The 24,411-nt window shown below is 47.1% G+C and carries 22 protein-coding genes; 12 read left to right on the forward strand and 10 right to left on the reverse strand.

Annotation, left to right across the window (positions count from 1 at the left end):
* Positions 1 to 33: 33 nt before the first annotated feature.
* Entirely contained in the window at positions 34 to 936 is a 903-nt protein-coding gene (locus tag EQP46_RS00925) for a lipid A deacylase LpxR family protein (protein ID WP_129491852.1), read from the forward strand.
* A gap of 101 nt (positions 937 to 1,037) precedes the next feature.
* Here the strand turns inward: EQP46_RS00925 and EQP46_RS00930 are convergent, their stop codons facing one another.
* Positions 1,038 to 1,574: an NUDIX domain-containing protein gene (locus EQP46_RS00930; protein WP_129491853.1), complete on the reverse strand. Its 537-nt coding sequence runs from the start codon at positions 1,572 to 1,574 to the stop codon at positions 1,038 to 1,040.
* Positions 1,575 to 2,080: 506 nt separating this feature from the next.
* Here EQP46_RS00930 and EQP46_RS00935 point away from each other — a divergent pair.
* The 4 genes from EQP46_RS00935 (at position 2,081) to EQP46_RS00950 (ending at position 5,996) form a co-directional block, all read left to right on the forward strand.
* A complete protein-coding gene (locus EQP46_RS00935; protein WP_129491854.1) occupies positions 2,081 to 3,235 on the forward strand; it encodes a cyclic di-GMP phosphodiesterase in 1,155 nt (384 codons plus the stop codon).
* Between the two features lie 128 nt (positions 3,236 to 3,363).
* Complete coding sequence (locus tag EQP46_RS00940) at positions 3,364 to 3,786, forward strand: DUF3010 family protein (RefSeq protein WP_129491855.1); 423 nt, start codon at positions 3,364 to 3,366, stop codon at positions 3,784 to 3,786.
* Positions 3,787 to 3,972: 186 nt separating this feature from the next.
* On the forward strand, positions 3,973 to 5,412 hold the full coding sequence (locus EQP46_RS00945) for an Ada metal-binding domain-containing protein (RefSeq protein ID WP_129491856.1): 1,440 nt from the start codon (positions 3,973 to 3,975) through the stop codon (positions 5,410 to 5,412).
* Positions 5,413 to 5,468: 56 nt separating this feature from the next.
* On the forward strand, positions 5,469 to 5,996 hold the full coding sequence (locus EQP46_RS00950; protein ID WP_129491857.1) for a methylated-DNA--[protein]-cysteine S-methyltransferase: 528 nt from the start codon (positions 5,469 to 5,471) through the stop codon (positions 5,994 to 5,996).
* Here EQP46_RS00950 and EQP46_RS00955 read toward each other — a convergent pair.
* On the reverse strand, positions 5,956 to 6,405 hold the full coding sequence (locus tag EQP46_RS00955) for a GNAT family N-acetyltransferase (RefSeq protein ID WP_129491858.1): 450 nt from the start codon (positions 6,403 to 6,405) through the stop codon (positions 5,956 to 5,958). The genes EQP46_RS00950 and EQP46_RS00955 overlap by 41 nt on opposite strands.
* A 16-nt stretch (positions 6,406 to 6,421) precedes the next feature.
* Positions 6,422 to 7,147 (reverse strand): sortase-associated OmpA-like protein PdsO, encoded by a 726-nt coding sequence (pdsO, locus tag EQP46_RS00960; RefSeq protein WP_129491859.1) that lies wholly within the window; start codon positions 7,145 to 7,147, stop codon positions 6,422 to 6,424.
* A 252-nt stretch (positions 7,148 to 7,399) separates the two neighbouring features.
* Here pdsO and pdsR point away from each other — a divergent pair, with 252 nt between their 5' ends.
* Genes pdsR through EQP46_RS00975 form a run of 3 tightly spaced genes read left to right on the forward strand, consistent with a single transcriptional unit; the run spans position 7,400 to position 10,961 of the window.
* Positions 7,400 to 8,095 carry a proteobacterial dedicated sortase system response regulator gene (gene pdsR, locus EQP46_RS00965; RefSeq protein WP_129491860.1) on the forward strand — a complete coding sequence of 232 codons (696 nt, stop codon included), beginning with the start codon at positions 7,400 to 7,402 and terminating at the stop codon, positions 8,093 to 8,095.
* Positions 8,092 to 10,290: a proteobacterial dedicated sortase system histidine kinase gene (gene pdsS, locus EQP46_RS00970; protein WP_129491861.1), complete on the forward strand. Its 2,199-nt coding sequence runs from the start codon at positions 8,092 to 8,094 to the stop codon at positions 10,288 to 10,290. The genes pdsR and pdsS overlap by 4 nt, the downstream gene beginning before the upstream one ends.
* A 56-nt stretch (positions 10,291 to 10,346) precedes the next feature.
* Positions 10,347 to 10,961, forward strand: coding sequence for a glutathione S-transferase family protein (locus tag EQP46_RS00975; RefSeq protein ID WP_129491862.1), 615 nt, complete (start codon positions 10,347 to 10,349; stop codon positions 10,959 to 10,961).
* A 63-nt stretch (positions 10,962 to 11,024) separates the two neighbouring features.
* Here the strand turns inward: EQP46_RS00975 and EQP46_RS00980 are convergent, their stop codons facing one another.
* A complete protein-coding gene (locus EQP46_RS00980) occupies positions 11,025 to 11,375 on the reverse strand; it encodes a helix-turn-helix domain-containing protein (RefSeq protein ID WP_129491863.1) in 351 nt (116 codons plus the stop codon).
* A 163-nt stretch (positions 11,376 to 11,538) separates the two neighbouring features.
* Here EQP46_RS00980 and EQP46_RS00985 point away from each other — a divergent pair, with 163 nt between their 5' ends.
* The gene (locus EQP46_RS00985) at positions 11,539 to 11,745 is read left to right on the forward strand and encodes a DUF3283 family protein (protein ID WP_129491864.1); all 207 of its coding nucleotides are present in this window, start codon (positions 11,539 to 11,541) and stop codon (positions 11,743 to 11,745) included.
* Between the two features lie 96 nt (positions 11,746 to 11,841).
* Here the strand turns inward: EQP46_RS00985 and EQP46_RS00990 are convergent, their stop codons facing one another.
* The 5 genes from EQP46_RS00990 to EQP46_RS01010 all read right to left on the reverse strand — a co-directional run bounded on the left by EQP46_RS00990 (position 11,842) and on the right by EQP46_RS01010 (position 19,218).
* The gene (locus tag EQP46_RS00990) at positions 11,842 to 12,510 is read right to left on the reverse strand and encodes a methyltransferase domain-containing protein (protein WP_017011129.1); all 669 of its coding nucleotides are present in this window, start codon (positions 12,508 to 12,510) and stop codon (positions 11,842 to 11,844) included.
* Between the two features lie 122 nt (positions 12,511 to 12,632).
* Positions 12,633 to 14,288 carry a sensor domain-containing diguanylate cyclase gene (locus tag EQP46_RS00995; RefSeq protein ID WP_240671583.1) on the reverse strand — a complete coding sequence of 552 codons (1,656 nt, stop codon included), beginning with the start codon at positions 14,286 to 14,288 and terminating at the stop codon, positions 12,633 to 12,635.
* Between the two features lie 148 nt (positions 14,289 to 14,436).
* Positions 14,437 to 15,099, reverse strand: a complete 663-nt coding sequence (locus tag EQP46_RS01000; RefSeq protein ID WP_129491865.1) for a cupin domain-containing protein — start codon at positions 15,097 to 15,099, stop codon at positions 14,437 to 14,439.
* A gap of 320 nt (positions 15,100 to 15,419) precedes the next feature.
* Entirely contained in the window at positions 15,420 to 17,321 is a 1,902-nt protein-coding gene (locus EQP46_RS01005; RefSeq protein ID WP_129491866.1) for a DEAD/DEAH box helicase, read from the reverse strand.
* A 304-nt stretch (positions 17,322 to 17,625) separates the two neighbouring features.
* Positions 17,626 to 19,218, reverse strand: a complete 1,593-nt coding sequence (locus EQP46_RS01010; RefSeq protein ID WP_240671585.1) for a GGDEF domain-containing protein — start codon at positions 19,216 to 19,218, stop codon at positions 17,626 to 17,628.
* Between the two features lie 273 nt (positions 19,219 to 19,491).
* Here EQP46_RS01010 and EQP46_RS01015 point away from each other — a divergent pair, with 273 nt between their 5' ends.
* Positions 19,492 to 21,492: an exoribonuclease II gene (locus EQP46_RS01015; protein ID WP_129491868.1), complete on the forward strand. Its 2,001-nt coding sequence runs from the start codon at positions 19,492 to 19,494 to the stop codon at positions 21,490 to 21,492.
* Between the two features lie 958 nt (positions 21,493 to 22,450).
* Here EQP46_RS01015 and EQP46_RS01020 read toward each other — a convergent pair.
* Positions 22,451 to 22,696, reverse strand: coding sequence for a hypothetical protein (locus EQP46_RS01020; RefSeq protein WP_129491869.1), 246 nt, complete (start codon positions 22,694 to 22,696; stop codon positions 22,451 to 22,453).
* A gap of 114 nt (positions 22,697 to 22,810) precedes the next feature.
* On the opposite strand from EQP46_RS01020, the gene EQP46_RS01025 reads away from it, so the two are divergent.
* Entirely contained in the window at positions 22,811 to 23,677 is an 867-nt protein-coding gene (locus EQP46_RS01025) for a LysR substrate-binding domain-containing protein (RefSeq protein ID WP_129491870.1), read from the forward strand.
* A 174-nt stretch (positions 23,678 to 23,851) separates the two neighbouring features.
* The gene (locus EQP46_RS01030; RefSeq protein ID WP_420841362.1) at positions 23,852 to 24,361 is read left to right on the forward strand and encodes a C40 family peptidase; all 510 of its coding nucleotides are present in this window, start codon (positions 23,852 to 23,854) and stop codon (positions 24,359 to 24,361) included.
* Positions 24,362 to 24,411: the final 50 nt, after the last annotated feature.

Consider the following 24,411-nt stretch of genomic DNA (forward strand, 5'->3'; position numbering starts at 1 on the left):
ACATGGCGTCATATCCTAAACAATAGGGATTTTATGTTATCACGCAGATTACTTGGTGCTGCGATCATCGCCGCACCAATGTTCACTTTTCCTGTACATGCTGCCACGATTTCGCTGTCAATTGATAATGACGGCGTTATCGGTACAGACCGAGAATACACGAGTGGCCTTTTCCTACGTTGGTCTTCAGATCCAGGCGCTATCGGGTATAGCATTGAAATCGGTCAGCAAATGTGGACCCCCTCTGACATTGAACTCACTGAGCCTCAGCCGAATGAGCGCGCCTATGCGGGTTTCCTGTATACACAGGCTAGGTTGTACCAACAAACCGATACCTTCGCACTCAAAGGCGGTTTGTTGCTAGGCACCGTTGGCCCTAATTCGGGTGCAGAGACAGGTCAATCCATCGTTCACACGATCGTAGGTTCTCCCGATCCACAAGGATGGGACTATCAAATCTATGATGAGTTCATCTACCAATTAAGCGGCGAAGCACACCAACTCATCGCACACAGCCCAATGGGCGAATTCAGTGTGTTTGGTCGTGGTCAGGGCGGCAACTTCCAGAGTGAAGTCGCTGCGGGTGGTACTTACCGTCTTGGTATCGATCTCGGCAACACCTTCGGTTCAACGTCTGTGATAGCCGGAAACACCGTCGACACGGGCATGTTGAGCAACAGTGCTGCAGGTATGTTTTTCTTCACCACGATGGAAGCACGCTACCGTTTTGATGACGTGACGATTGAAGGCGATAAGCCTGCCGAAAACAGTGATTTGATCGTAGAGAATGTGCAAGCCGCAGCATCTGCGGGCTTTACGTGGTATTCGAATAACTGGGGTGCGACGGCATCTGCGACCATTCAAAGTAAGCAGTACGAAACAGCGAAGCGCAATCACCATACTTACGGCAACTTCACGCTGTTTTACCGTTACTAACGTTTGCGTGGTTTTTTCAGTGCAGATAAACACTGAGAGACACGCATAAAAATGGCGAGAGAATTCTCGCCATTTTTCTGTTCAAAGCAACATCCTGCCGCTTAGCTTACTTTCTGTTTTTCCATCAATTCTGATGCAATCAATTCAAGCAAGTACGTTTCACGCTCAATCGACAAACCTTGTTTTTCGTTCGTCGCCATGTTGTGTTTATTGTGACGAATAGCGTCATGGATATTCATCCAAACAGGCTGCATGCCGTTTTTGATTTCATAATCCTCTAACGACATTTCACCCAACTCTTCATCAATGTCGCACCAGAAACAGTAAGACATCATGTGCATCACATCAAAATCGGGCTTGTACCAAGGGCGATATTCTTCATACGCGCCAAATGAAACGATGTTTCGAATGTTTTGCGCGCCCGTTTCTTCCTGAAGTTCGCGGATCAAGCCTTCCACTTCATTTTCATTCGGATCAATGCCACCACCCGGCAACGAGTAATCTTGATAGCGCTCGGTATACAGCAAAAGAATGCTTTCGCCACGCACAACAATGGCGCGTGCCGCACGTCGATGAAAAGTGGTTTTATCTTCTAAAGGAAGCACATCGGGGTGGATGCTGGTTTTAATTACTCGCATTCGAATTCAGCCTGCGTATTTCAATCATCATCAAAGCAGCGCATTGCTGCTTAAAAATCCATCTACGTCACATGGGGACGAAGAAGTTCACGCAGTCTATAGATCCATCAGGAGGGTTCAAGTGCTTTCTATGACTCACATTCCGAACATCGTCCTGTTTACATTTCTAGGATTATATTTAAGATACAGCGCACTTTTATCGGGATCCTGCTGAAAATCACTAAACACATGTTAAAAACGCGGTTTTTTGGGGGCTCACAGCGATAATTTAAAATCAGGCGACATCGGCATTCAACGTTTTCTTATTCAACATGCCGCATTGCATACTGTTATTTTGACGTTTTGCTCTAGATTCGTCTTCAAAACACCCCGTTTTTTCGTACATTGTATATAGTTATAAACATTAGCTATTGTTTAAATACTCAAAAAGCGCGTCGATTCCGCAGTTCGACAGGGGTGGTTACGTACCTTTTACCATTTTACTTTTCTATACGGAGCGAACATCAATGCTGCAAAAAGTCGCCATTGATAGCGTTGAGATTGGCATGTATGTCGAGCAGATCGAATCTCAGCGAACCCGCACCCGAATGAAAAAACCCGGCTTTATTCGCCGACAAGAAACCATCGAAAACCTCAGAGGTAAAGGCGTCGAGTATGTGTACATCGACGCAGACCAAGTCACTTCCACCGAAGACATTCAATACCACGCTACCCCCGTTGGAAAATACTCATCTGTCAAAGGCAATGATGAATTTGCCGCCGCGAAAGATCTCGTAGACAAATCTAAGGAACAGCTGAGTAAGCTATTGAATGATGTTTACGCCAACAAACCGGTGGACATTGAACCCGTAAAAGAGGTCAGCGCCAATATCGTCGATAACATATTTGAGCGTCGTGAAGCGGTTTTGTGGATCAGCGGTATTCGTGAAAAGAGTGCCTACCTCCTCGAGCACTCGATGAATGTCGCCTTCCACTTGGTAAATTTCGGCCGATTCCTTGAACTCGACAGACAGACCCTTGAAGAATTGGCCATTGGCGGATTGGTTCATGACATCGGCAAGATCCTGATCCGCGATGAAGTGCTCAATAAACCAGGAAAACTCACCGACGATGAATTCGTACACATGAAAGAGCACCAAACGCTCTCTCAACCTGTACTCGATAACATGGCTGAGTTGCCTGCTACCAGCAAAGACGTGAGCGTAATGCATCACGAGAAGATTGATGGAAACGGATACCCGAACGGCTTAAAAGGCGAAGAACTCACTTTGATCGGTCGCATGTCAGGCATTGTGGATATTTATGATGCATTGACTGCCGAGCGCGTCTACAAACCCGCCCTTTCGCCCTCTGAAACGTTCAAGATAATGATTGGATTAACACCCTTCCATCTCGATCCCGATCTCCTGAAGAAATTCATTCGCTGCATCGGTTTCTACCCTATCGGCTCCGTGGTAGAGCTCAGTAACGGGCGCATTGGCTTGGTATGCAAAGAAAATCCCGATGATTTAATGACCCCGACCGTGAAGCTTTTTTATTCGGGCCGCACTGAGTCTTTTAGAGAAGTCGAGTACATCGATTTGAAAAAGCGCCCTGACTTGAAGATTGCGCGTGGCCTCACAGAAGCGAAACTCAAAACATCCTTCAAAGATTTCCGCTAAGAACCCGCTGATTTATCCGTTTTTTGTTGTTTTCAGCATCAAACGAGCCAGTACAGCCATCTTAATCCATGACCGCAGCACACTATTTGCCTATAATGATGCGCTCATTTACTCGTGGAATAAGAAAAATGCGAATTTGTGCCGTCGATTTGAAAAGCAACGAAGCGAACATCTGCCTCATTGAATTGGACCAAGGTCTGTTTGAAGTGCCGGATTGCCGCGCGCGTAAATTCACTATTACTAACGCATCTGACACTGAGCAAATGCGTCACTTCCAACAGTCTTTTGCAAAGCTAATGGAAGACTACAAAGTCGACAAAATTGTTATTCGTGAGCGCCCAATGAAGGGTAAGTTCGCTGGCAGCGCGATTGGCTTCAAAATGGAAGCCGCTTTACAGCTGATCGATAACATGGATTGTGTTGTTTTCACGTCTAGCGAAATGAAAGAGTCTCTGAAGCGTAACCCTGTGATGGTGTCGCTAAAAGACATCGGCTTGAAGCAGTTCCAAGAACAAGCATTCATGACCGGTTGCGCATACTTGAACAAGTAAGCCGCAACACAGTGAAAAACAGGCTGCCTTGTGCAGCCTGTTTGCTTTCTGCCTGCTTCATCTATCGTCATTAAACCGACCACTACATAAATGCGCTCACCGTCTTACCGTTGAGTTCCGTTTATGGCTACTTTTGCCGTTATCCAATGTTATTGTTACTGCATCTTCACTGATGGATGCAGGCACATGGACAACGTCAATACCCTCAGACAACAAGCAAGGCTCTCTCGCGACCCGCGCTTTGATGGCGTGTTTTATATCGGGGTACTTTCAACTGGCATCTATTGCCGCCCTATTTGCCCAGCGCCGACACCGAAAGAAGAAAACATCCGTTATTTTGATTCCGCCATCGAAGCCGCCGCCCAAGGGTTTCGGCCTTGCCTACGTTGTCGTCCAGACAGCGCACCAGGTTCTCCGGCTTGGATTGGCAAAGAGACAACACTGAAACGCGCATTAGGCTTGATTCAAGCTGGCTTTCTGCAAGATAACGCGATTCCAGCACTCGCAGAAAAACTCGGTGTGACTGATCGTTATCTGCGAAAACTGTTCACCCAAACTCTCGGGTGCTCACCAAAACAATACGCGCTGTACCAACAAATTTTGTTTTCAAAAAAGCTACTTCATGAAACCAATCTCTCAGTCACTGACATTGCGTTTGCTGCGGGCTTTAACAGTGTTCGCCGATTTAATGATTGCTTTCAATTACAAATGCAATTGTCGCCAACACAAGTGAGACGCAAGAAAACACACCACTCTGATGCCATCTGTTTGATGCTGCATTACCGCCCACCTTTCAATTGGCAGGCATTCCACGATTTTGTGAACACAAGACAGATAAATGGCGTGGAGTGGCTAAAGGGTAATAGCTACGGTAGATCCTTTATCTATTTGGATACAAAAGGCGAATTTACCGCCACGTTAAACCCTGAAAAGCATGCGATTTCGATTGAACTGAGGCTCGACAATCCAAAGTATCTGTATCTCATCATCAATCGCATTAAGCGCATTTTTGATGTCGATGCGAATCAGACCGTCATTGATTCAGTGCTCGCTGACGCGCTTTCAACAAACGACGATGTGTCACTCGGCGTGAGAATCCCTGGTGTATGGAATGTGTTCGAAGCGGGCGTGAGAGCCCTGTGCGGTGAGTCGCTTTATGACCAGCCCGACCATACCAGTGACACTGTTAGCGTACTTTCGCATCTTGTTAATGGCACTCAGACGTTTTTGAGCAATGCCGATGACACCCTAACGACCAAGTATTTCCCAACACCTGAGGCGTTGTTATCTGCGCTATCAGTGAAATTAGAAGACGCAAACGAGGCGGCGGCAAACAACCTTGACGAGGCACTGAGAGAAAAACTCATCGCATGGGCAACATTTTGTATCAAACACCCCGACCTTGATGCACAACGCGATCTGGGTGATTCGCCACTTTCGCCCGATCACAAAGATTACGCCTTATTACGAGGGTTTGGCCTGCCCGACCTTGCGCTGTCATTTAAAGGCAACAGAGAAACACTGAGTGATTTGGCGAAGAGCCAAATGGATAATGCCGTTCCTTGGCGAAGCTATCTCGCGCTGACACTGGTAAACAAAGACAACCAACACACTTGCACTCCTTAATGACACAATTACACCAGAGTTCGCTCTGAGCTACGGAAGAAAAGAAGGAATCGACCATGACAAATTATCGCTGCGAATACGACTCTCCACTTGGTGTGATCATTCTCACTGCATCCGATAAAGGTTTAACGTCGCTCACGTTACCGAACTACAAATATGACATTCCGACATCCGAGGATGATGTCATCACTCGCGAACCCTTTGAAACCGTGATAGCCCAACTCGACCGCTACTTTGCCGGTGAAGCAATTGAGTTTGATGTGTCGCTTGATTTATTGGGTACAGATTTCCAATGCACGGTGTGGGAAGCGCTGCAAACCATACCAGCAGGTGAAACCTTGAGTTATGGTGAACTGGCACAACGTATTGAGCGCCCAACCGCCTCTCGTGCAGTGGGGGCCGCCAACGGACAAAACCCCGTGTCCATCATCGTGCCTTGTCACCGTGTGATTGGTAAGAACGGAACATTAACAGGGTATGCGAGCGGCCTAGAAGCGAAGCAATGGTTGCTAAAACACGAGCAAAAAATGGCCGCCGATACCTTTAGCTTATCGCCACTAACGTCCGCTGAGCCAACAGCTTGATAAAACGCATGGGCGTGATGCGATACCCCAAGTGCAGATAGAAGCCATGCGCCTCTTCTCGGCTAATGTGGCTGGTAACTTCAACGCGCAGACATTCTCGCGCGTTGAAGTAGGTTTCCGCATAATCGAGTAACTGTCGACCCACAGAAAGCTCGCGGAAGTTCTCATCGACCACCAGCGCTGAAATTCGCCCCCACGGCATCGCATCATGCACCACATCGACAATGTGAACAGTGATAAAACCCACTACTACGCCACACAATTCGGCCACCAAGACATCGCCGTTTTCACTGTCCAGCACACGGGCTAAACGTTCTTCCGTTTGAGAGAGCGACGCTGGGTAGCCCAGCGTCTCGCAGAGCGCGCAAATGCGCTCTGCATCGTTACGGGTTGCTTGTCGAATATCCATCTCAAACTGCCCTGTTTTAGTTGTTGGCTGTTTTGGTTGATTGTGGAGAGGCTTTTAAACTCACGCGGCGGTCAAAGAAATAGCCTTCGCGGTCGCCTTCAGTTTCAATCGCCAACTGCGCGCCGTATGCCGTTTGAATCAATTGCTCTGGTGCAACGCCTTGAGAGATAAGGTACTGATACACTGACTCGACACGCTTTTGTGAAAGCTGCAAGTTGTAGTCTTGATTCCCGCGTACATCCGCATGTCCTTCAAGATCCCAGAACATGTCAGGCTGTTGACGCATCAAAAAGGCGATTTCATCAAGTTGGTACTGGAAGTGCGGTTCAATGTCGGCAGAGTTAGTACGGAACTGAATGTCCATCGCCAGTTCTAGCTCGATGTTTTTTTCATTCAACGCGGCTTTTAGGTTGGCGATCTCAACTTGGTTTTGCGCATACAGTTCGCTCACTTCTTCTAGCTCGAGGTTACGCTGGCTCATGTTAGCAATCACGTCATCTTGCTCTTGGCTGTAGTCTTCGAAGCTCACAAGCTGACCAATCAAACCACCAACGACAGCCCCAGCGACTGCACCCACAGGGCCGCCAACCACCGCGCCAAATGCTGCACCGCCACCGAAACCAATCGCGCCGATGTTTTCATCACGCTCAGCCGATGTTGTGTTACCAGAAGCAAACGCCGTTGATGTTGCCATTGGAATAGTAAGTGCCAGTGCGATTAAAGTTTTGTTCATCGTTTTCATGGTGAATTCCTCATCCGTTTAGGTGTTAACGTTTTTTGTTCGGGTTCGGTATGAACCGGTTACTGCGTTAATGTGTGTTTCGATGAGGCTATTAAACCAAGGCAAAATGGCAGGCTTTGGGAACAAATCGGGCAATGTGCCGATCAAATGTGGCAAAAAAATGGCTTTTCACTTCTGACGCATTTCCCCCCTTTTTCCTTGAATAATTTCGGGTATAGTCAAACCAACTACTGATTGATTACCTGAGAAAAAATGAAACGTATTGCTATCGTAGAAGATGAACCGGCTATTCGAGAAAACTATGCGGACGTGCTCCGTAAGCAAGGTTACGCGGTGTCTCCTTATGCCAACCGACAAGATGCAGAAGATGGCTTTAAGCAACGCCTGCCCGACTTAGCAATCATTGATATTGGCCTCGCCGATGAAATTGATGGTGGATTTCACCTTTGCCAATCTCTACGCGCAATGTCCGCCACCATTCCCATTATTTTCTTAACAGCACGCGACAGCGACATTGATACGGTGGTTGGCCTTCGCATGGGCGCAGACGATTACTTAACCAAAGACATCAGCCTGCCACACTTAATGGCGCGAATTGCAGCCCTCTTCCGTCGTAGTGAATTGCTGAGCCAAGCAGCAACAGACACAGAGTCTCTTCTCGAGCGCGACAAGCTCACCCTTGATCTCAACCGTATGCAGGTAAAGTGGGACGATCAGACCGTTGATCTGACGGTGACAGAGTTTTGGCTGGTGCATGCCTTGGCTAAACGACCAGGTCACGTAAGGAGCCGCCAAGATTTGATGCAAGAAGCACATGTGGTTGTCGACGACAGCACCATCACGTCGCACGTGAAACGCATTCGCAAAAAATTTATCGCGTTGGATAGCCACTTTGACCATATCGATACCGTGTATGGCATGGGTTATCGCTGGGATAGCAACAAATGACATCGCTGATTGAGCGCGTGCTTCGCTGGGTATCAGGCATTCGCACCAAAGTGGTGTTGCTTTCAGGTTTACTGCTGTTGTTGCCGTTTGTTGGTTACAACTATGTGTGGGAACTTGAGAATGTGCTTCGCCAAGGCCAAGAACAAACCGTGATGGGTTCAGCCCGCGCTTTCTCTATGGCGCTTAATCAGCAGCCACGCTTATTTGAACGTCAGCGTTTTACGAAACCGCGTTTAGACGACGGTAAAGACTTGTATGCCTTTGACCTCAAAACGCATATCGATCTTGATGGTAGCCCTCTTGATTGGGAGCGCTATCGCGAGCATTTTAAGTCTTATACATCCGAGCATGTGATCTTCAGTAAGAACACCTACAAACCCGACAACATTAAGTTCGATTTAGTCATGGGTAGCGACGGCGACGATGTATATGCCCTTCTTGATGTGACCGACACCGCGCCTGTCTTGAAGCGCAAAGGAATAAAACGCGTTGACCGAAATGACCACCTCATTGTGGCATTAACAACACCAGAAGGCGCACTAAAACGTTACGCTGTCACCGCAACACAAAGCGGGCGTGCGCACGTTGATTTAATTGAAGAATCTGTCGATTCAGAGGACGGCATTTTCCCGTCTAACGCGATAAAGGCATGGTGGCAGGAAACGTCAACAGGCCATGTGATTGAGATAGCAATCCCCAACTGGCTCGTCGGCGAAAAATTAGGGTTCGCATTTTATAACGTTAACGACCCGTTCAATCGAGAAATCGAAACCATCATCGCCACTTCCAACCCCAAAAATGCGGAAACGCTGGGGACTCTGCTCACGCCCTCACCTGAATTGGAGCGCGTACTCAATACCATTAACGATGACGGTTCTCGGGTGTGGGTTGTCGACCGCCATGCGCGCGTATTGGCCAAAAGTGGCGATCTGCAAACGGCTAATGGCGTGTGGGAAACCACCGTTGAATACCAAGAGCCACCGAGCGGCATCATGGGCTGGCTGCAAACCCATATCTTAAACCCGCTCTACTACCAATGGCTTGAGCGTCCACCCGAATCCATCGTCGACACCATGCAAAATGCAGCGGTGTTTCGAGGTATTGAAGTGCAACAAGCGCTATTGGGGCGACCTTACGCGAATTGGCGATTAACGCCCGACCAAGGGGCCATGATCTTATCCGCGGCTTACCCCATCAAGATCAACAATCAAGTGGTTGGCGCAGTGGTTGTTGAAGAGAACACCAAGGGCATCAAAACGCTGCGTAACAAAGCGCTGGAACAGTTGTTTAATGTGTTGCTGGCTGTCATTTGTATTGGCGTTGTCGTCTTACTGCTGTTCGGTTCGCACATTTCGCGCCGTGTGAGGAAGCTCAGGGATGATGCAGAGAGCGCCATTGACCCGCAAGGACGTGTTCGCCACCAGCTATCCCCTGCGCAAAGCAAGGACGAAATTGGCGACCTTTCACGTACCTTGTCTAACATGGTTAACCGACAATCTGAGTACAACAGCTACCTAGAGAAAATGTCATCCAGCCTTTCTCACGAACTCAGAACGCCTGTGGCTGTGGTGCGTTCTTCGCTAGAAAACCTCTCGTTTGTCACCACGGATGACGACCAGCAGCGCTACATCGACCGTGCGCAAGAAGGTGTCTCTCGATTGGCGACCATCCTATCCAGCATGACGGAAGCGACGCGTTTAGAGCAAAGCTTTAACCATGCAGATACCCAGGTATTTCCACTTGATGAAGTGATCAAAGGGTGCGTGCAAGGCTATGAATACGCATACCCAGAACAAGCCTTCAGCATGGATATTTCCGCGCAATCAAACGGCTATGTGATGCTTGGTGTGCCTGAGTATATCGCTCAGTTGCTTGATAAATTGGTGGCCAATGCCGTCGAGTTTCGCGCACCGGAAACCGCCATTACGGTTGAGCTCACCCGTGTTGATAGCCGAGCCTGTATCACAGTTTCGAATTTTGGGCCGACGCTGCCTAAAAATATGGGAAATCAATTACTCAATTCCATGGTCTCTGTGCGTGAGGAAAAACAAAAGTCAGATAAACCGCATTTGGGCTTAGGCCTTTATATCGCGCGCTTAGTGTCGGAATTTCATGGTGGAGAGCTTTCTATCCAGAATTTACAGACACAAAACGGCGTAAGCGTAACGGTGTGGCTTCCTCTTTCACCCAAGTAGCGCGGCGATCACCCAGTAGAAAAAACCGTCGCCCATGAAAACGGCAAGGAGAAACGATGAAGATCTATGAAAAAGGCCCCGCGCCCAGTGCACGACGCGTCAGTCTGTTTCTTGCAGAGAAGAACATTGAAATTCCACGCGTGAATGTCGACATCGGCGGTGGTGAAAACCTCTCCGACGAATTTGCTGCGCTAAGCCTCAATAAAAAGATCCCGGTATTAGTCTTGGACGATGGCACCAGCTTGTGTGAGTCCATGGCCATTTGCCGATACATTGACGCCGCATTCCCTACCGACAATCACCTATTTGGTGACACGCCGCTAGCGATGGGACACGTCGAAATGTGGAACCGTATTGTAGAGCTGGATGGTTTGTTTCCTGCGTTCCAAGCATTTCGAAACATCACAGGCATTTATAATGACAGAGAGCGTTGCGTCCCTTCTTGGGGTGAAGAGTCAAAGCAACGTGTGATTGAGTTCCTGCCGCGTTTAGAAGCACGATTGGAGCACTCCGCATATATCGCGGGTGACACATTTACGGTTGCGGATATCACCACGTTTGTCATGTGCGGTTTTATAAAAAACCTCGATATACACATTGATGATAACTTGCCAGCGCTTCAGAAGTGGCAACAACGTGTGGCTGAACGCCCTGCCTTTGCGAATGCCTAATCTGCGTGCGCCTACGCCCTGATGGGGCTAAAAATGCGAAAAGCCATCGAAAGATGGCTTTTTTTATGGCAGCGTTTCAAACTCGATGAAGACTTGGTTGCCTTGGTATTCCACTTTAGAAATCGTGCCGTCGACGGTGATTGATGTGCGCACCGTGACAGGACCATAAGAGGTAGAAACGCCTCGAAGGGCTTTTAAGCTTGGAAGCGATTGATCAGGCTCGATGCCGATTTCTTTACAAAAACGGTAAACAAAGCCTTGTTCCAGAGGCACGTCGCCTCTCAGTACACGCGAAAAATCCAATTGATTGATGCCTAAGCGCTTCGCCATCTCAATTTGAGTGATTCTCAACTTGGCTTTGTAAGACATCCAAGCATCGTAGAGAGTTTGTCTGTCTTGGTAAGTGAATTCCATATATCCGCCTTGTTACTGCCTAACGCGATGAAGCGTCAATAGTAATCAGGATCCATCAAAACTGTGTCAGATTATCGTAAGGGGACGGTAAGCGCTTGTCGTTAATGCGAGTCTCAGCTATGTTATGCACGTTTTTGCGGTTTAATTTCTACAGAGAGTCAGCATGGGTCAAAACTTAGCGCTATTGCCAGCAGATGAAAAACAGATGATCGAGCTTGATAAGCAAGCCTCATACGCCGTATGGCAGGTGAAAAATGGGGTGGCGGAACGCGGCATTCTTGCACAGCAAGCACAGGCACAAACCGAAGATGCCATGCGCGAGCATTTTGAACACTGTGTAGAAAAATATTCGAAAATGATGGGGCTATAAACACCCCCTCTTCAATTTATCACTGAATTATCTGACAGTTATGGTGGCTCACGTGCCACCACACTTTAAGTAACAAGAAGTGACAACGTCACTATATTAACGTTTTGTCAGCAGTGCTACGTACTTATTGCTGTCATCACAGTACACAATTCGACAGTTAAAGTTCTTACTTTCCGCAACACGCCTTAACGTTGACATGCCAATGTCAAACCACGGCATTTCCTCACTCACTCTTCCATCAAACTCAAACGTCAAATGGCGAGTACGATATCCTTCATAACGAAGATTTTCAGAGCTGAGGATCAACCGCCCACCCGGATACAAATTGCGATGCGCAAGATCCAGAAAGTGGAAGAAGTTGCGAATGTTACCAAGCTGCCCGACAACGCCACGTAAAGCGAGCCAAGTGAAGGTGCGGTCGAACATGGGGTGTTGATCAAAAAGATGACCGCAGATGACAGACGGAACGCCTCGCTGATGCATGATCGCACACGCAATGGGTGAACTGTCTATTGATGTGACTTTGATACCTTTCGCCACAAGGTACAGCGAGTGCTCCCCGCTGCTAGCGCCGATATTCAGAACACTTCGTCGACAGTACGACAACGCAATGCGGTCTGTCGCCACATCTTCTGGTCGTCGAAAGAAATCAGATGTTGGGATCACTGATGTTCCATTGTTTTCCCTAACAATGAGTTTCCCTGATTTATTGCCGTTGTAATAGCTGGCTAGCGCAGTACCGAAAACTTCCACAACACTCTGCATGGTAAATCCCTCTGTTATACAACTAAGAGAATACTCTGATGCAATACAAAGAACTGTCTCAATAAAAATACAACTGCACTATATCAGTAGAAAGTTCTAATACTCGCTGAGAGCAATAAGAGTTACTGCGTTTTTAGTTGTGATTTTCGAGCACGTTTTCGTGCCCTTTTATTGTGATACATGGTTTTATCAGCGTCGTTAAGCCATTGTTCTGCTGAGACAACATCTTCACTTAGGTCGTAAGCACCCAGGCTCAATGACACTTTCATGTCATCCGGTAAGCTCACGTCGTGTATCTCACTGCATAATCGCTCAAGAATTTGCGCCACATCTTTCTGAGAGGTATGACGAAGCAAAACGATAAATTCGTCGCCGCCAATACGCCCTGCCACATCCGTGTCGCGAATATGACTGGTTAAGTGATTTGCGATGGCACAGAGCACTTTGTCACCGACATCGTGCCCCAGTGTGTCATTGATGCCTTTGAAACCATCCGCATCAATGTACACAAGTACGGAAGGATCATCGGTTTGTTTAAAGTGCTGAAAACTCTCTTGAATGTCTGTCATGATGGCATGGCGAGACTTCAAGCCTGTCAGGGAATCATAATCCACTAACTCTTTTAACTTCTTCGCCATAACGACCATGTTGTCGCGTTGGCTAATTTCTGACGTGATGTCGGTTGAGGTCCCAACGCGATAAATCAACTCGCCGTTGCTATCAAAAACGCAATGCCCGCTGTCGCGCAAGTGCTTGATACGCCCATCATCAAACAACAAACGGTAATTAATACTCCAAGAATCACCGGATGTGTTGAAGCGAATAGACTCTGCAATTTCCCTGTCAGCAGGGTGTACTTTGTCGAGAAACGAACGCGCATCATTGTAAAGTTTGTCGACAGGCTCTTCCCACACGCTGCGATAGCATTTGTTCACATAAAGCACGCGTTGGGGATCAGCGCCCGACATCCACACCACGGAACTGATGTTTTCGGCAATCGCACGGAAACGGCGTTCGGACGTGGCAATCACATTTTGCAGTTGCTTCTCTTCATGGATATCTATTACCGCAATGACGTAACGCACATTGTCATTGTTTGGCGCAAATTCTGAATCAGTGGTGAGCGAGACAAAAACACGCACCCATATTTGGTTACCGTCTTTGTGTATATAGCGCTTATCAACGCTGTACTGCTTCTCAGCACGGTTTTTTAGGTTGTAGCGAAGCGGCGTTTCACTGTTGGCGTCCGACGCGAAGGTCACATCAAACTCCATGCGTTCCATCAGCGAGGCTTCGTCGTATCCCAATAACTCACAGAAGGCCTGGTTCGCGCCAACAAATTTCCCGTCTTCATCCAGCATTGCCATGCTCACAGGCAGTTGCTCAAGAAACACTCTTCCCTGTTCTAACGCTCGGCTTTGTCTTTCGGCAGCATGCTCAGCGAGCGGCGTGAGCACAACAACGAAACTCGGGGATGGAAAGGTAGTAGCAACGTTTGCTTTGAATCGATACCGCATCTTCGTTTGATGCAAGGTAATGTCAAAAGAGAAAGGTTCGTTCGGAATCGAACTAGGAAGCTCAGCAAAATACGCGTCCAGCGCAGACCAAACATCCTCTGCCACGTAGTCGTTAAACACGGGTCGTGATGGATGAATATTAAAAAGCAGGTCGCACTCGGCATTTCGATGAACAATTTCACCGAAATCGTTAAGAAGAAGCATCGGAACCGGTGCCATATCGAAATATGGCTGGTACGGCTGATTAGTTATCTGAAACATCCTCGTCCATCGCGTCCTAAAGTTTTGAGCCAAAAGAAACCGAGCCATTGTCAAGAAACGACCGAATTCTCAAGCTATTCACTCAACCACCATACTAGCGGCGAAACGTGAAGACATTTGTCTCTGTTTTGCGTCGAACGCATACTTTTCAAAGAGGCTTAGGATAAGGAAGATGCCCTACCTTCACCCACAGCACGGTATCTTCCTCGGCATAGGGGTTATATTCAAACATATGTGGGTTTCTAATCCAGGTGCCCGGCGGATAGTGACCAAACTCATCGCGATACTCCCCACTCAACACTAATACCTCTTCACCACAAAAGTGTGAGATAGAAAAAAAGTGCTGACCTGCAGGCCAACGAATCAATGCGACCTGCTCACCATTGAATTCATGGAGCGGCAACATTTTCAATTTACCCTGCCCGTCTACCCATTCAGCCTCACGTGTATTGATTTGAATTTGATGCGTATCGTTCGGAGAAAATTGATGAAGTTTCACCAGTAAGGTGCACCCTAACCGGCTATACGGCGCATGAGATGTGCCGGGCGGATTTCGGAGATACGTGCCTGCAGGATAATCACCGAATTCGTCAGAGAACACCCCATCAAGCACAAAGATTTCTTCACCCATGGGATGTTGATGAAGTGAGAATGCACTATTGGGTACATATTTGACAATGCTGGTGGCGTGCCCTCGCTCGGCATCTTCTCGAGCAAGCGGTTTTCTGTACACACCTTCGGCGGGTGATGGTTGCCAATCGAGCGATTGGGTATCGATAATTACGCGTTTATCAAACTGCATGTTCAGCATAAGACAGTCCTCAAACTGAAGGAAACATGAACGTTTATTTGACACATTCCCACTCGCGAACAGCGGATAGATGAAATATAGCAAGGAAGCTCAGGGGATCACGTAACAAAAGTGGGAGAAATGTATGGCCTCTGGATCAAGGTGAAAGAAGGATATGACTGCTCACAGGCGTAACTGATAGGTGAAAGGCCGTTTGATAGCGGCGATGAAAAGTGACAGCAGATAAGGAATTGAATGATAGGAAGAGAAGTGATCAAACAATAGACACATACAAAAAGAGCCAGCATAAGCTGGCTCTTTTTTATAACGAGAGTGCGTTATTATGCGTCAGCGTGACGACGCTCACCACGGTATGATGAACGGCTGTCGCTACCACGGTCGCGGTTAAAGCGACGTTGTTCGCCTTCACCACGTGGAGCACGGTCACCACGAGGAGCACGATCACCACGGTTGTTACCACCGCGTGGGCCATTGTTGTCAAAACGACGGCCGCCGTTGCCACCATTGCGATCACCACCGCTACGACGGCGTGGTGGATCCATGTTCACTGAACCTTCAACCAATTGTGCTTCAGTTGCTTTTTGGCGAATACGCAGTTGCTTAAGTTGACCCAACACTTCTTTTGGCATCTTCTTAGGAAGCTGAACGTAAGTGTGGCCAGTTGCTAGTTTGATTGAACCGATAGAGTTCTTCTCAAGACCTAGCTCGTTCGCGATTGCGCCAACGATGTCTTTAACTTGAACGCCTTGGTCACGACCCACTTGCAGTTGGTAGATATCCCAATCTTCAGCGTTGTAGCTACGACGCTCGCCACGGTCTGCACGAGGACCACGTTCGCCACGGTCATCACGACGTGATTCACGACGTTTGTTTTCACGCTCGATAGCAGCAATCATCGGATCTGGACCGGTGTAGAACAACGGACGCTTACCTTGTTGACGCTGAAGTAGCATTGCAGCAAGTGTTGCCGCATCAACTTCGATCTGCTCTTGAAGTTTTTCGATCAGACCAACGAATGCGTCGATGTTCTCTGATTCTTTTTGCTCTGCAAGATCAGCAGCCAGTGCCGCTAGACGACATGCCGCCACTTGATCACGAGCTGGAAGTTGAACTTCTTCCATGCGTGTTGAAGTCACACGCTCGATGGTGCGAAGCATACGGATTTGGTTGGTGCGAACCAACAGAATCGCTTTACCTGCGCGACCAGCACGGCCAGTACGACCGATACGGTGAATGTATGATTCAACATCGAATGGGATGTCGTAGTTGAATACGTGAGTAATACGTGGAACGTCAAGACCACGTGCAACAACGTCAGTTGCAACTAGGATATCGATAACACCACGTTTGATGTGATCAACAGTACGCTCACGCAGTGACTGTGGAATGTCACCGTGCAGTGCTGCAGCTTTAAAGCCACGCGCTTGCAACCAATCAGCCAGACGCTCGGTATCTTGACGAGTACGAACGAACACGATTGATGCGTCAGTTTCTTCAGTTTCAAGAAGACGTGCCATTGCTTCGTCTTTCTCTACGCCTTTAACAACCCAGAATTGTTGCTCAACTTTCTCAACAGTACGGTTGCTACCAGCAACGTCAATGCGTGCAGGTTCGCGAAGGAAACGATCAACGATTTCTTTAACCATTGGAGGCATAGTTGCAGAGAACAATACGCGTTGCGCAGTTTCTGGCGCTTGTTCCATGATCCAAGTTACGTCGTCAACGAAGCCCATTTTCAGCATTTCGTCAGCTTCATCTAGTACGAAAGTTTTCACTTCGTCTAGTTGTAGACGTTCACGGTTAATAAGGTCTTTAACACGGCCAGGAGTACCAACAACAATGTGAGCACCTGAACGTAGAGCACGCATTTGGTCAACGATAGAAGCACCACCGTAGATCTCTAGCACTTTCAAGCCAGCGATTTTTTGACCAAGAAGTTTCACTTCTGCTGCAACTTGGATCGCCAACTCACGGGTTGGAGCCATCACAATTGCCTGAGGCTTGTGTTGGTTAAGATCAAGCTTGTTCAGCAGTGGAAGAGAGAATGCAGCAGTTTTACCTGTACCGGTTTGTGCTTTACCAAGCGCATCAACGCCAGTAAGCAAAAGAGGAATCGAAGCCGCCTGGATAGGAGTCGGCGCAACAAAGCCGATTGAATCTAGCGCGGATAGGATGTTTTCAGCCAAATCAAGTTGGCGAAATTCAGTAACAGTATCTTGCATTGGGATCCCAATATATAGACTAAAGTAACGGGGCCCCTATTAGCGGTTTTGCACTGTTATCTCTTACTGATGCAGGGTCATTTTGAATACAATCTAATGACGTCCTACTCACTGCAACAGCAACCAACGCTACGGGCCTCGACAAATGAGGCGAGAATTCTGCGCCATTAAACCAAAAAAAGCCAGAAAAAATTGAACAACTTCACAATTCTTTCTACGACTGGTGGCTTTTTGACTGCAAACGTCTAATTCCGTAGCAATTTGCTGTTAAATCAGGCAATCAAACTGCGTTGCACGGTGTTTTCTAATCTACGCAATAACGGTTTTTCCCTAATTTCTCTGCCATCAAACACGCTTTTTCAGCTTTCTTTAACACTTTGCTTTGCAAACTGAATAAAGAAACACAATTAGTAGACAACCCAACACTCAGTGTCACGCGTTGATAAAAGGGTGACGCTTTGTTTTCAATATTTAGCGAATACCCTGTTTTCACAATTTTATCCGCAATCTCTTTCAGCAAGACCTCGTCATTGCAATGAACCAATAAAGAGAGGTTTCCGGGCTTGGTAGTGAAAATCATATTCAGCCCCACCGGTTTAATGATGGATTTCACTTCCCGTGCAACGGTTTGGAATACACGAATGGTCGCTTCTTCCCCGTAAGCTTTCTGAAAGCCTTTATAGAAGTCCACACTGATAGAGAAGCTCGCGATGTTCCGTCGCCTGTCTCGGGCACATGCAACAAAAGACGCGAAACTCAAATCGAAATACCGAGTTCCCAATAATCCCGTTGAAGCATCATGTATCCCTAACCATTGGTTTTGGGCATTCATCACGTCTACGCGAGATTGCAAATATTCGAGGTCTTGGGTCTGACGGCGGCAGTGTTCTTGCAGTTGATAGAAACGTTCATCCGCTTCTTCTGTTTCTCTTAGCTTTATGATCTTTTGGCACACGGACGCCGCGAGCAATTTGATGGCCTCTTTTTTAGGCTCATCCAATGGCGATTTATAGATAAGGTTATCCGCCGCTATCCAGCCGATGCATTCATCATTGTTCCACATCGCCATCATGATATTCCAACCGATGCCGACTTGTTCCTGACCGAAATATAAGGGGACGTTCTCTTTTACAATGAGCTCATTTTTTCGTGCGAAGGCTTCTTCCATAAATGGGTTGTTTGGCAGATCTTGGTTTACGTCAGATCTGTCTATGGTGTTGCCATATTTGTCTGTGCCCCATGTCCCCCACATCATGCAGGTCTCCATGTCACACAGGAATATCGCCATTCGATCAATTTGAAGACGGCTTTTTCCTAGTTCAACGGCAATTCGGCACAAAGAACTGATGGATGTAGCTTTAGTAAAGCGGAGCGATATTTCATGCAGGCTTTTTAAGTGAGAAAGCTGAGAGGCCAGTGTATGGTTATTGAGTGCCAGATCGAGTTCGTTTTTCTTGCTGGATAAATGGAACTGGCAAAGGTTGTGAGAAAGAATGCGGCATTTCAACTGACGTTCAGCGCGATCTTTAAGCCACTGCAAGCTCGATTCGGAGAATTTCTTCTCTTCATTAAACAATTCCACTTCCAGCAACATGTACCCGAGAATTTCTTCATTTTCATAAAGAGGAACAACCGCATGTTCCCACTGCATTGAACTTTGTCGCCAAGCAGCATTTATGGGCAACTCCGAAATATAGGAGCCGTCTTTATCCTTAACGCTTTCAGCCAGGTTTTCCCAATCTATGCGATAACCACTGTACTCTTCTGCAGGACGAAATTGCTGAAAGAAACAAAACTCCCGCTGCGTTTGGCTAGCAACCAGCTTTAGACCTTCTTCATGCCAAATAAACAACGCAATGTTTTGCGCTTCGTTACGGTGTCTGAGGCGATCAAACACCTCCTCACACCATCCTTCTAACGAGTCGGCTCTCTTAACAATTCGTGTAGGGCTGCTTAACTGCGCATTTTCCATCTATGCCTTCTCATAATTGGGACATTTTTCAAACCATTCTGTCATTTCAAAAAACTTTAGGCATATTGATTACATCCAGTTTGGGAGGCTCCACTAAGTTTTTACCTAATTCTTCGTCGGAAATTCTAACGTGGTACACCTTGGTTTTAGTGTCCCGAATCCGTATAGTGTGGCGGTTCACATTCTGAGACCAGGCTAATGTTTCAAGACAATCCGCTACTTGCACAACTAAAACAACAAATCAAAGAAAGCATTCCAAAGAAAGAAGGCACGATCAAAGCCACAGAAAAAGGCTTTGGCTTTTTGGAAGCTGACGATAAAAACAGCTACTTCATCCCACCTCCGTACATGAAAAAAGTCATGCATGGTGACAAGGTTGTGGCTCTAATTCGTACTGAAAAAGACAAAGAAGTCGCTGAACCCGATGAGTTGCTTGAGCAATCAGTGGAGCGTTTTATCGGTCGCGTTAAACTCATTCGCGACAAATTGAACGTTGTTCCAGATCATCCTCAATTAAAAGATGCTATTCGTGCGAAAACGCGCAAAGGCATTAGCCACAGTGAATTGGCAGAAGGCGATTGGGTTGTTGCCAATTTAACGCAGCACCCGCTGAAAGGCGGTAACGGTTTCTTCTGTGAAATCAGCGAAAAAATCACCGACGCCAATGACAAAATTGCACCTTGGTGGGTAACGTTGGCAAAACACAACTTGCCGAACCAAGAGCCTGCGCCACAAGCGCAATGGGACATGCTGGATGAATCGCTCGTTCGTGAAGACCTCACTCATGTTCCTTTTATTACGATTGACAGTGAATCAACCAAAGACATGGATGATGCACTTCACACCGTAGCCAACGAAGATGGCACGTTCACCCTGACCATCGCAATCGCCGATCCTACGGCGTACGTTGCTGAAAACACAGATTTAGATCGTCAAGCACGCGAACGTGGCTTTACCATCTACTTGCCTGGTCGCAATATCCCAATGCTTCCACGTGAACTAAGCGATGATTTGTGTTCACTGCGCGAAAATGAAGTACGTCCATCACTTTGCTGCCGTGTCACCGTCGATGTTGACGGCACCATTAAAGACGACGCACAGTTCTTCTCAGCGTGGGTTAAATCACAAGGCCGCTTGGCTTACGACAATGTGTCGGATTTCATCGAAACAGGTCACTGCGAGAAATGGCAGCCATCTGAAATCATTGCAGAGCAAGTCACCGCCCTTCATGCCCTTGCAAAAGCACGCATGAACTGGCGTGAAACGAATGCTGTGACCTTCCCTGATCGTCCAGATTACCGTTTCGAGCTCAGCGAAGATAATGATGTTGTTGCAATTCATGTGGATGCACGACGCATTGCCAACCGCATGGTTGAAGAATCTATGATCACAGCAAACATCTGTGCGGGTCGTGCGCTTCGCGAGCACTTTGGTTTCGGCGTGTTTAACACTCACGCGGGCTTCAACCCTGAAAAGATCGCAGAGGCGGTTGAACTGCTGAATAGCCATGGCGGCGAAACAGACGTAGAAACCCTAGCAACGCTAGAAGGCTTCAGTGCGCTACGCCGTTGGTTGAATGAACAAGACACGAGCTTCTTGGACAACCGCATTCGTAAGTTCCAGTCTTACAGTGAAGTTGGCAACACCCCTGCGCCACATTTCGCAATGGGCCTTGATGTCTACGCGACATGGACATCTCCAATTCGTAAATACGGTGACATGCTAAACCACCGCTTGTTGAAAGCCATTGTGCGCGGAGAAACTGCTGCACAAACGCCTGATGAGCTCATTGGTGATGAATTGGCATTGCATCGCAAACACCACCGCATGGCGGAACGTGACGTCGCCGATTGGTTGTACGTTCGCCTGCTGAAAGACAGCGTAGCTGCCAAGACCACCTTTACCGCTGAGATTTTCGACATCAACCGTGCTGGCATGCGTACGCGCCTGCTTGAAAATGGTGCTATGGCCTTCATTCCTGGTTCACTGATTGTTGATAACAAAAAGCGTGTTGAATGTAATGGCGACCAAGGCACCATCTCTGTAGATGGCAACAAAGAATTCCAACTGGGTGACCACATCGAAATCGTATTGGCTGATATCAAAGAAGCCACACGTTCAATCGTTGGTAAACCAACCCGTGAGTTTGCTGTTGTTGCTGAAAAGCTAGAAACAGAAGAAACCGCTAAAAGTGAATAAGTGCTAGCACGTTAACTTCGCGGTTCAATTAAAAAAGCCAGACGCCAGTCTGGCTTTTTTGTATCTGTCGTTTGAGGAGCGAGAAGCGAGAAGCGAGAAGCGAGAAGCGAGAAGCGAGAAGCGAGAAGCGAGAAGCGAGAAGCGAGAAGCGAGAAGCGAGAAGATGATAAGCCATCACGAGTACATGACAAATTTTGGGCAATAAAAAACCCGGTCCATGTGCCGGGTTGGTTACTCATTCAACTTTTCAGTGCCGAAGCAAAGTAAAGTCCAGCTATGCAGTAACGCCAAAGTTGGACCAATCATTAGGCAGTCGGCGGCCAAACCAAAACCTGATGACTGTAAGTGTCCAAAATGATCCGCGCAAGGCAGACCTTTTTGTTATTAACTTGTATTGAATCGAACAAACTATTTGGGCAGTGATAACAGAGCGAGAAGATTCGCGTTCTAATCTTTATAACTGACCGAATTCTCTTTTTCTAAAACTCTTTGCTGTGTTAAATCAGCTTTGATGCGACCAGCATCTCATATCTGAGTCAGCATTGCAAAAGCAATGTGGTCTGTCGCACATCAACACTGAGCTAAACAATTTCTTTAAACTCAGCGTCTTATTAAAAGAATAGTCAGGATCTTTTTCTTTCGCAAAACACAATATAAGAAATTTTTACACATTGATGTGTCAGCGCTATTTCTAAGGCGCTAAATAATCACGCCAGAAATTAATGATAACTATGTTAACTAAACGAAGGTTCTTGATCTGTCTCATTGCCTAGAATTTAGTGCGATAAATGATTCACGCTCCTATACGTGACCTGTCCAAAATCCGCGGTCGGCGTATGCAGCCAGCATTGCCCTGCTTTCTTTTGAATAAAAGAAAACCGCAAATGAACGATCATTGCGGTTAGATGTGCAGAAATTACCTGCAAATGGACTCGAACTCGGTAGTCATGAACGCAGATTAATAAGGTTTCTCTCCTCTCAGCTTTACGATTTCTCGCTCAACCTCTTTTTTTGTTAAACCAACGTCTTCCAAAAAACGTGCATCGTCTTTTCTGCGTTCAAGAGAAGAAATTAACTCGTGCTTTCGCCATAACAACCACACGGCATGAACCATCTTGGCGAAGGTATTACGCTTAAATTGCTCAAACGGTGTTTTGCTCTCAGAGCCTGTTACATGTGAATTCTTTGCGCTGTTGATTTTCATGCTTCACCCCGCTTTTCGCTTTTAGACCTCTTGCTTGACAGATGCATTTTTAACCAATTAAATAATTAAGAAAAGCCAATACTTTTTGCCTAATACTTCAAAGGAGTTGAAGTAATGACAAACTTCGATCTAGACCAACTCAGAACACTCGTCGCCATCGTTGATTGCGGTAACTTTGCTGCGGCTGCCAATAGTGTCCACCGAACACAGTCGGCGGTGAGTATGCAGATGAAAAAATTGGAAGAAGTTTCTGGTGTAGCGCTCTTCCAAAAGAAAGGAAGACGCCATGAACTCACCACACACGGATTAACGCTCGTGAGCTATGCCAGACAAATGCTTCAACTCAATGATGAAGCGCTCGCCCACTTTCACTGCCCTGATATGAATGGCGTGGTGAAATTAGGTGTCTGTGACGATTACGTAAACCTTGTATTTCGCCGTATTCTTAATGGATTTACCGAGAGATACCCAAATCTGCAGCTTTCTGTTCAAAGCAACAGTAGCCAACGCTTACTCAGACAAGTTGTTGATGGCAGATTGGACTTAGCGTTAATCAATATCCACGACAATACCTATCCGGCGACCCCTTTGTTTACAGAAAAGCTGGTTTGGGCAAAAAGTAAGCATGTCACCTTTTGTAAAGATCGCCCTATTCCTATCGCGATTGAAAGTGATTGTCGCTGGGGAAGGCTGGCATTGGAGTTACTTGATCGTGCAGGTGTACCCTATCAAGTTGTGCTGTCAGCCGCAGATTTCCATGGCCTTAATGCAGCCATAGAGTCTGGCATGGCCGTTTCTCTTATTGCCGCATGCTCTGTGACAGACAAGATGGATCTGCTCGACTGGCTAAATAACGATAACCTTGAAACATCTATTGCAAGCGGATTATGCCTCAAACCTGGCGCGAGTGAGCCCGCCGTTTTAGCACTTTCAGACTATATTACTGAGTGGTATTTGCGTAGAAATCAGACCGCGGCATAGAAAGTTGCAAAAATACGCATCAAAGATGAGACATTATGCCTACCGCTGAATAGAGGCTCTTGCGCATCGTCATTTGCACTTTTAGACTTTTCACATTATTTGGACTAGCTAGTCGATATTTCTATGCGTTTCTCACCGAATTATCAACGCCGACTGTTCACTGCCATTTTCGCAATGGCAGGTGTGGCGATTTCTGGCTGTGAATCCACATCATCGACTGAGCAAGGCCTCAATTCCCATCACTACACGACGCCACGCCCCGACACCCTTGCGGCATTTGGCAGCATGGAATCCCCCACCAATGTCGCACTCAGTGCTTACTATGAAGAATGGCAAGGCACGCCTTACCAATGGGGCGGTGTAAACAAAAAAGGCATCGATTGTTCAGCCTTTACGCAGATCGCGTATCGAACCGTTTTTCAACACGCTTTGCCAAGAACAACGCGCCAGCAAGTCAAATTGGGCGACAAAATAACGCTAAATGCAGCGAAGCATGGCGATTTGGTGTTTTTCAAAACAGGGCCACAACGCTTTCACGTCGGGATATACGTAGGTGAGAAGCAATTCATGCACGCATCGTCGTCAAAAGGTGTCATTATCTCACGTCTCGACAATCCGTATTGGGCGTCCAAATTCTGGCAAGTGAGACGATATTCAACGCCCTCACTGCTCGTTAAAAACTAACCGCTAAATCTAAATTCCCTAACGACAAAGTCACCTTAGATTCCGCCAGT

The sequence above is a fragment of the Enterovibrio baiacu genome, from assembly GCF_004120195.1.
Lineage (GTDB): Bacteria > Pseudomonadota > Gammaproteobacteria > Enterobacterales > Vibrionaceae > Enterovibrio > Enterovibrio baiacui.

What these genes read in the sequence shown, in the direction of transcription:
- EQP46_RS00925 (WP_129491852.1), top strand. Translation starts at nt 34, where the DNA reads ATGTTATCACGCAGATTACTTGGTGCTGCGATCATCGCCGCACCAATG.
- EQP46_RS00930 (WP_129491853.1), bottom strand. Translation starts at nt 1,574, where the DNA reads ATGCGAGTAATTAAAACCAGCATCCACCCCGATGTGCTTCCTTTAGAA.
- EQP46_RS00935 (WP_129491854.1), top strand. Translation starts at nt 2,081, where the DNA reads ATGCTGCAAAAAGTCGCCATTGATAGCGTTGAGATTGGCATGTATGTC.
- EQP46_RS00940 (WP_129491855.1), top strand. Translation starts at nt 3,364, where the DNA reads ATGCGAATTTGTGCCGTCGATTTGAAAAGCAACGAAGCGAACATCTGC.
- EQP46_RS00945 (WP_129491856.1), top strand. Translation starts at nt 3,973, where the DNA reads ATGGACAACGTCAATACCCTCAGACAACAAGCAAGGCTCTCTCGCGAC.
- EQP46_RS00950 (WP_129491857.1), top strand. Translation starts at nt 5,469, where the DNA reads ATGACAAATTATCGCTGCGAATACGACTCTCCACTTGGTGTGATCATT.
- EQP46_RS00955 (WP_129491858.1), bottom strand. Translation starts at nt 6,405, where the DNA reads ATGGATATTCGACAAGCAACCCGTAACGATGCAGAGCGCATTTGCGCG.
- pdsO (WP_129491859.1), bottom strand. Translation starts at nt 7,147, where the DNA reads ATGAAAACGATGAACAAAACTTTAATCGCACTGGCACTTACTATTCCA.
- pdsR (WP_129491860.1), top strand. Translation starts at nt 7,400, where the DNA reads ATGAAACGTATTGCTATCGTAGAAGATGAACCGGCTATTCGAGAAAAC.
- pdsS (WP_129491861.1), top strand. Translation starts at nt 8,092, where the DNA reads ATGACATCGCTGATTGAGCGCGTGCTTCGCTGGGTATCAGGCATTCGC.
- EQP46_RS00975 (WP_129491862.1), top strand. Translation starts at nt 10,347, where the DNA reads ATGAAGATCTATGAAAAAGGCCCCGCGCCCAGTGCACGACGCGTCAGT.
- EQP46_RS00980 (WP_129491863.1), bottom strand. Translation starts at nt 11,375, where the DNA reads ATGGAATTCACTTACCAAGACAGACAAACTCTCTACGATGCTTGGATG.
- EQP46_RS00985 (WP_129491864.1), top strand. Translation starts at nt 11,539, where the DNA reads ATGGGTCAAAACTTAGCGCTATTGCCAGCAGATGAAAAACAGATGATC.
- EQP46_RS00990 (WP_017011129.1), bottom strand. Translation starts at nt 12,510, where the DNA reads ATGCAGAGTGTTGTGGAAGTTTTCGGTACTGCGCTAGCCAGCTATTAC.
- EQP46_RS00995 (WP_240671583.1), bottom strand. Translation starts at nt 14,288, where the DNA reads ATGTTTCAGATAACTAATCAGCCGTACCAGCCATATTTCGATATGGCA.
- EQP46_RS01000 (WP_129491865.1), bottom strand. Translation starts at nt 15,099, where the DNA reads ATGCTGAACATGCAGTTTGATAAACGCGTAATTATCGATACCCAATCG.
- EQP46_RS01005 (WP_129491866.1), bottom strand. Translation starts at nt 17,321, where the DNA reads ATGCAAGATACTGTTACTGAATTTCGCCAACTTGATTTGGCTGAAAAC.
- EQP46_RS01015 (WP_129491868.1), top strand. Translation starts at nt 19,492, where the DNA reads ATGTTTCAAGACAATCCGCTACTTGCACAACTAAAACAACAAATCAAA.
- EQP46_RS01020 (WP_129491869.1), bottom strand. Translation starts at nt 22,696, where the DNA reads ATGAAAATCAACAGCGCAAAGAATTCACATGTAACAGGCTCTGAGAGC.
- EQP46_RS01025 (WP_129491870.1), top strand. Translation starts at nt 22,811, where the DNA reads ATGACAAACTTCGATCTAGACCAACTCAGAACACTCGTCGCCATCGTT.
- EQP46_RS01030 (WP_420841362.1), top strand. Translation starts at nt 23,852, where the DNA reads ATGGCAGGTGTGGCGATTTCTGGCTGTGAATCCACATCATCGACTGAG.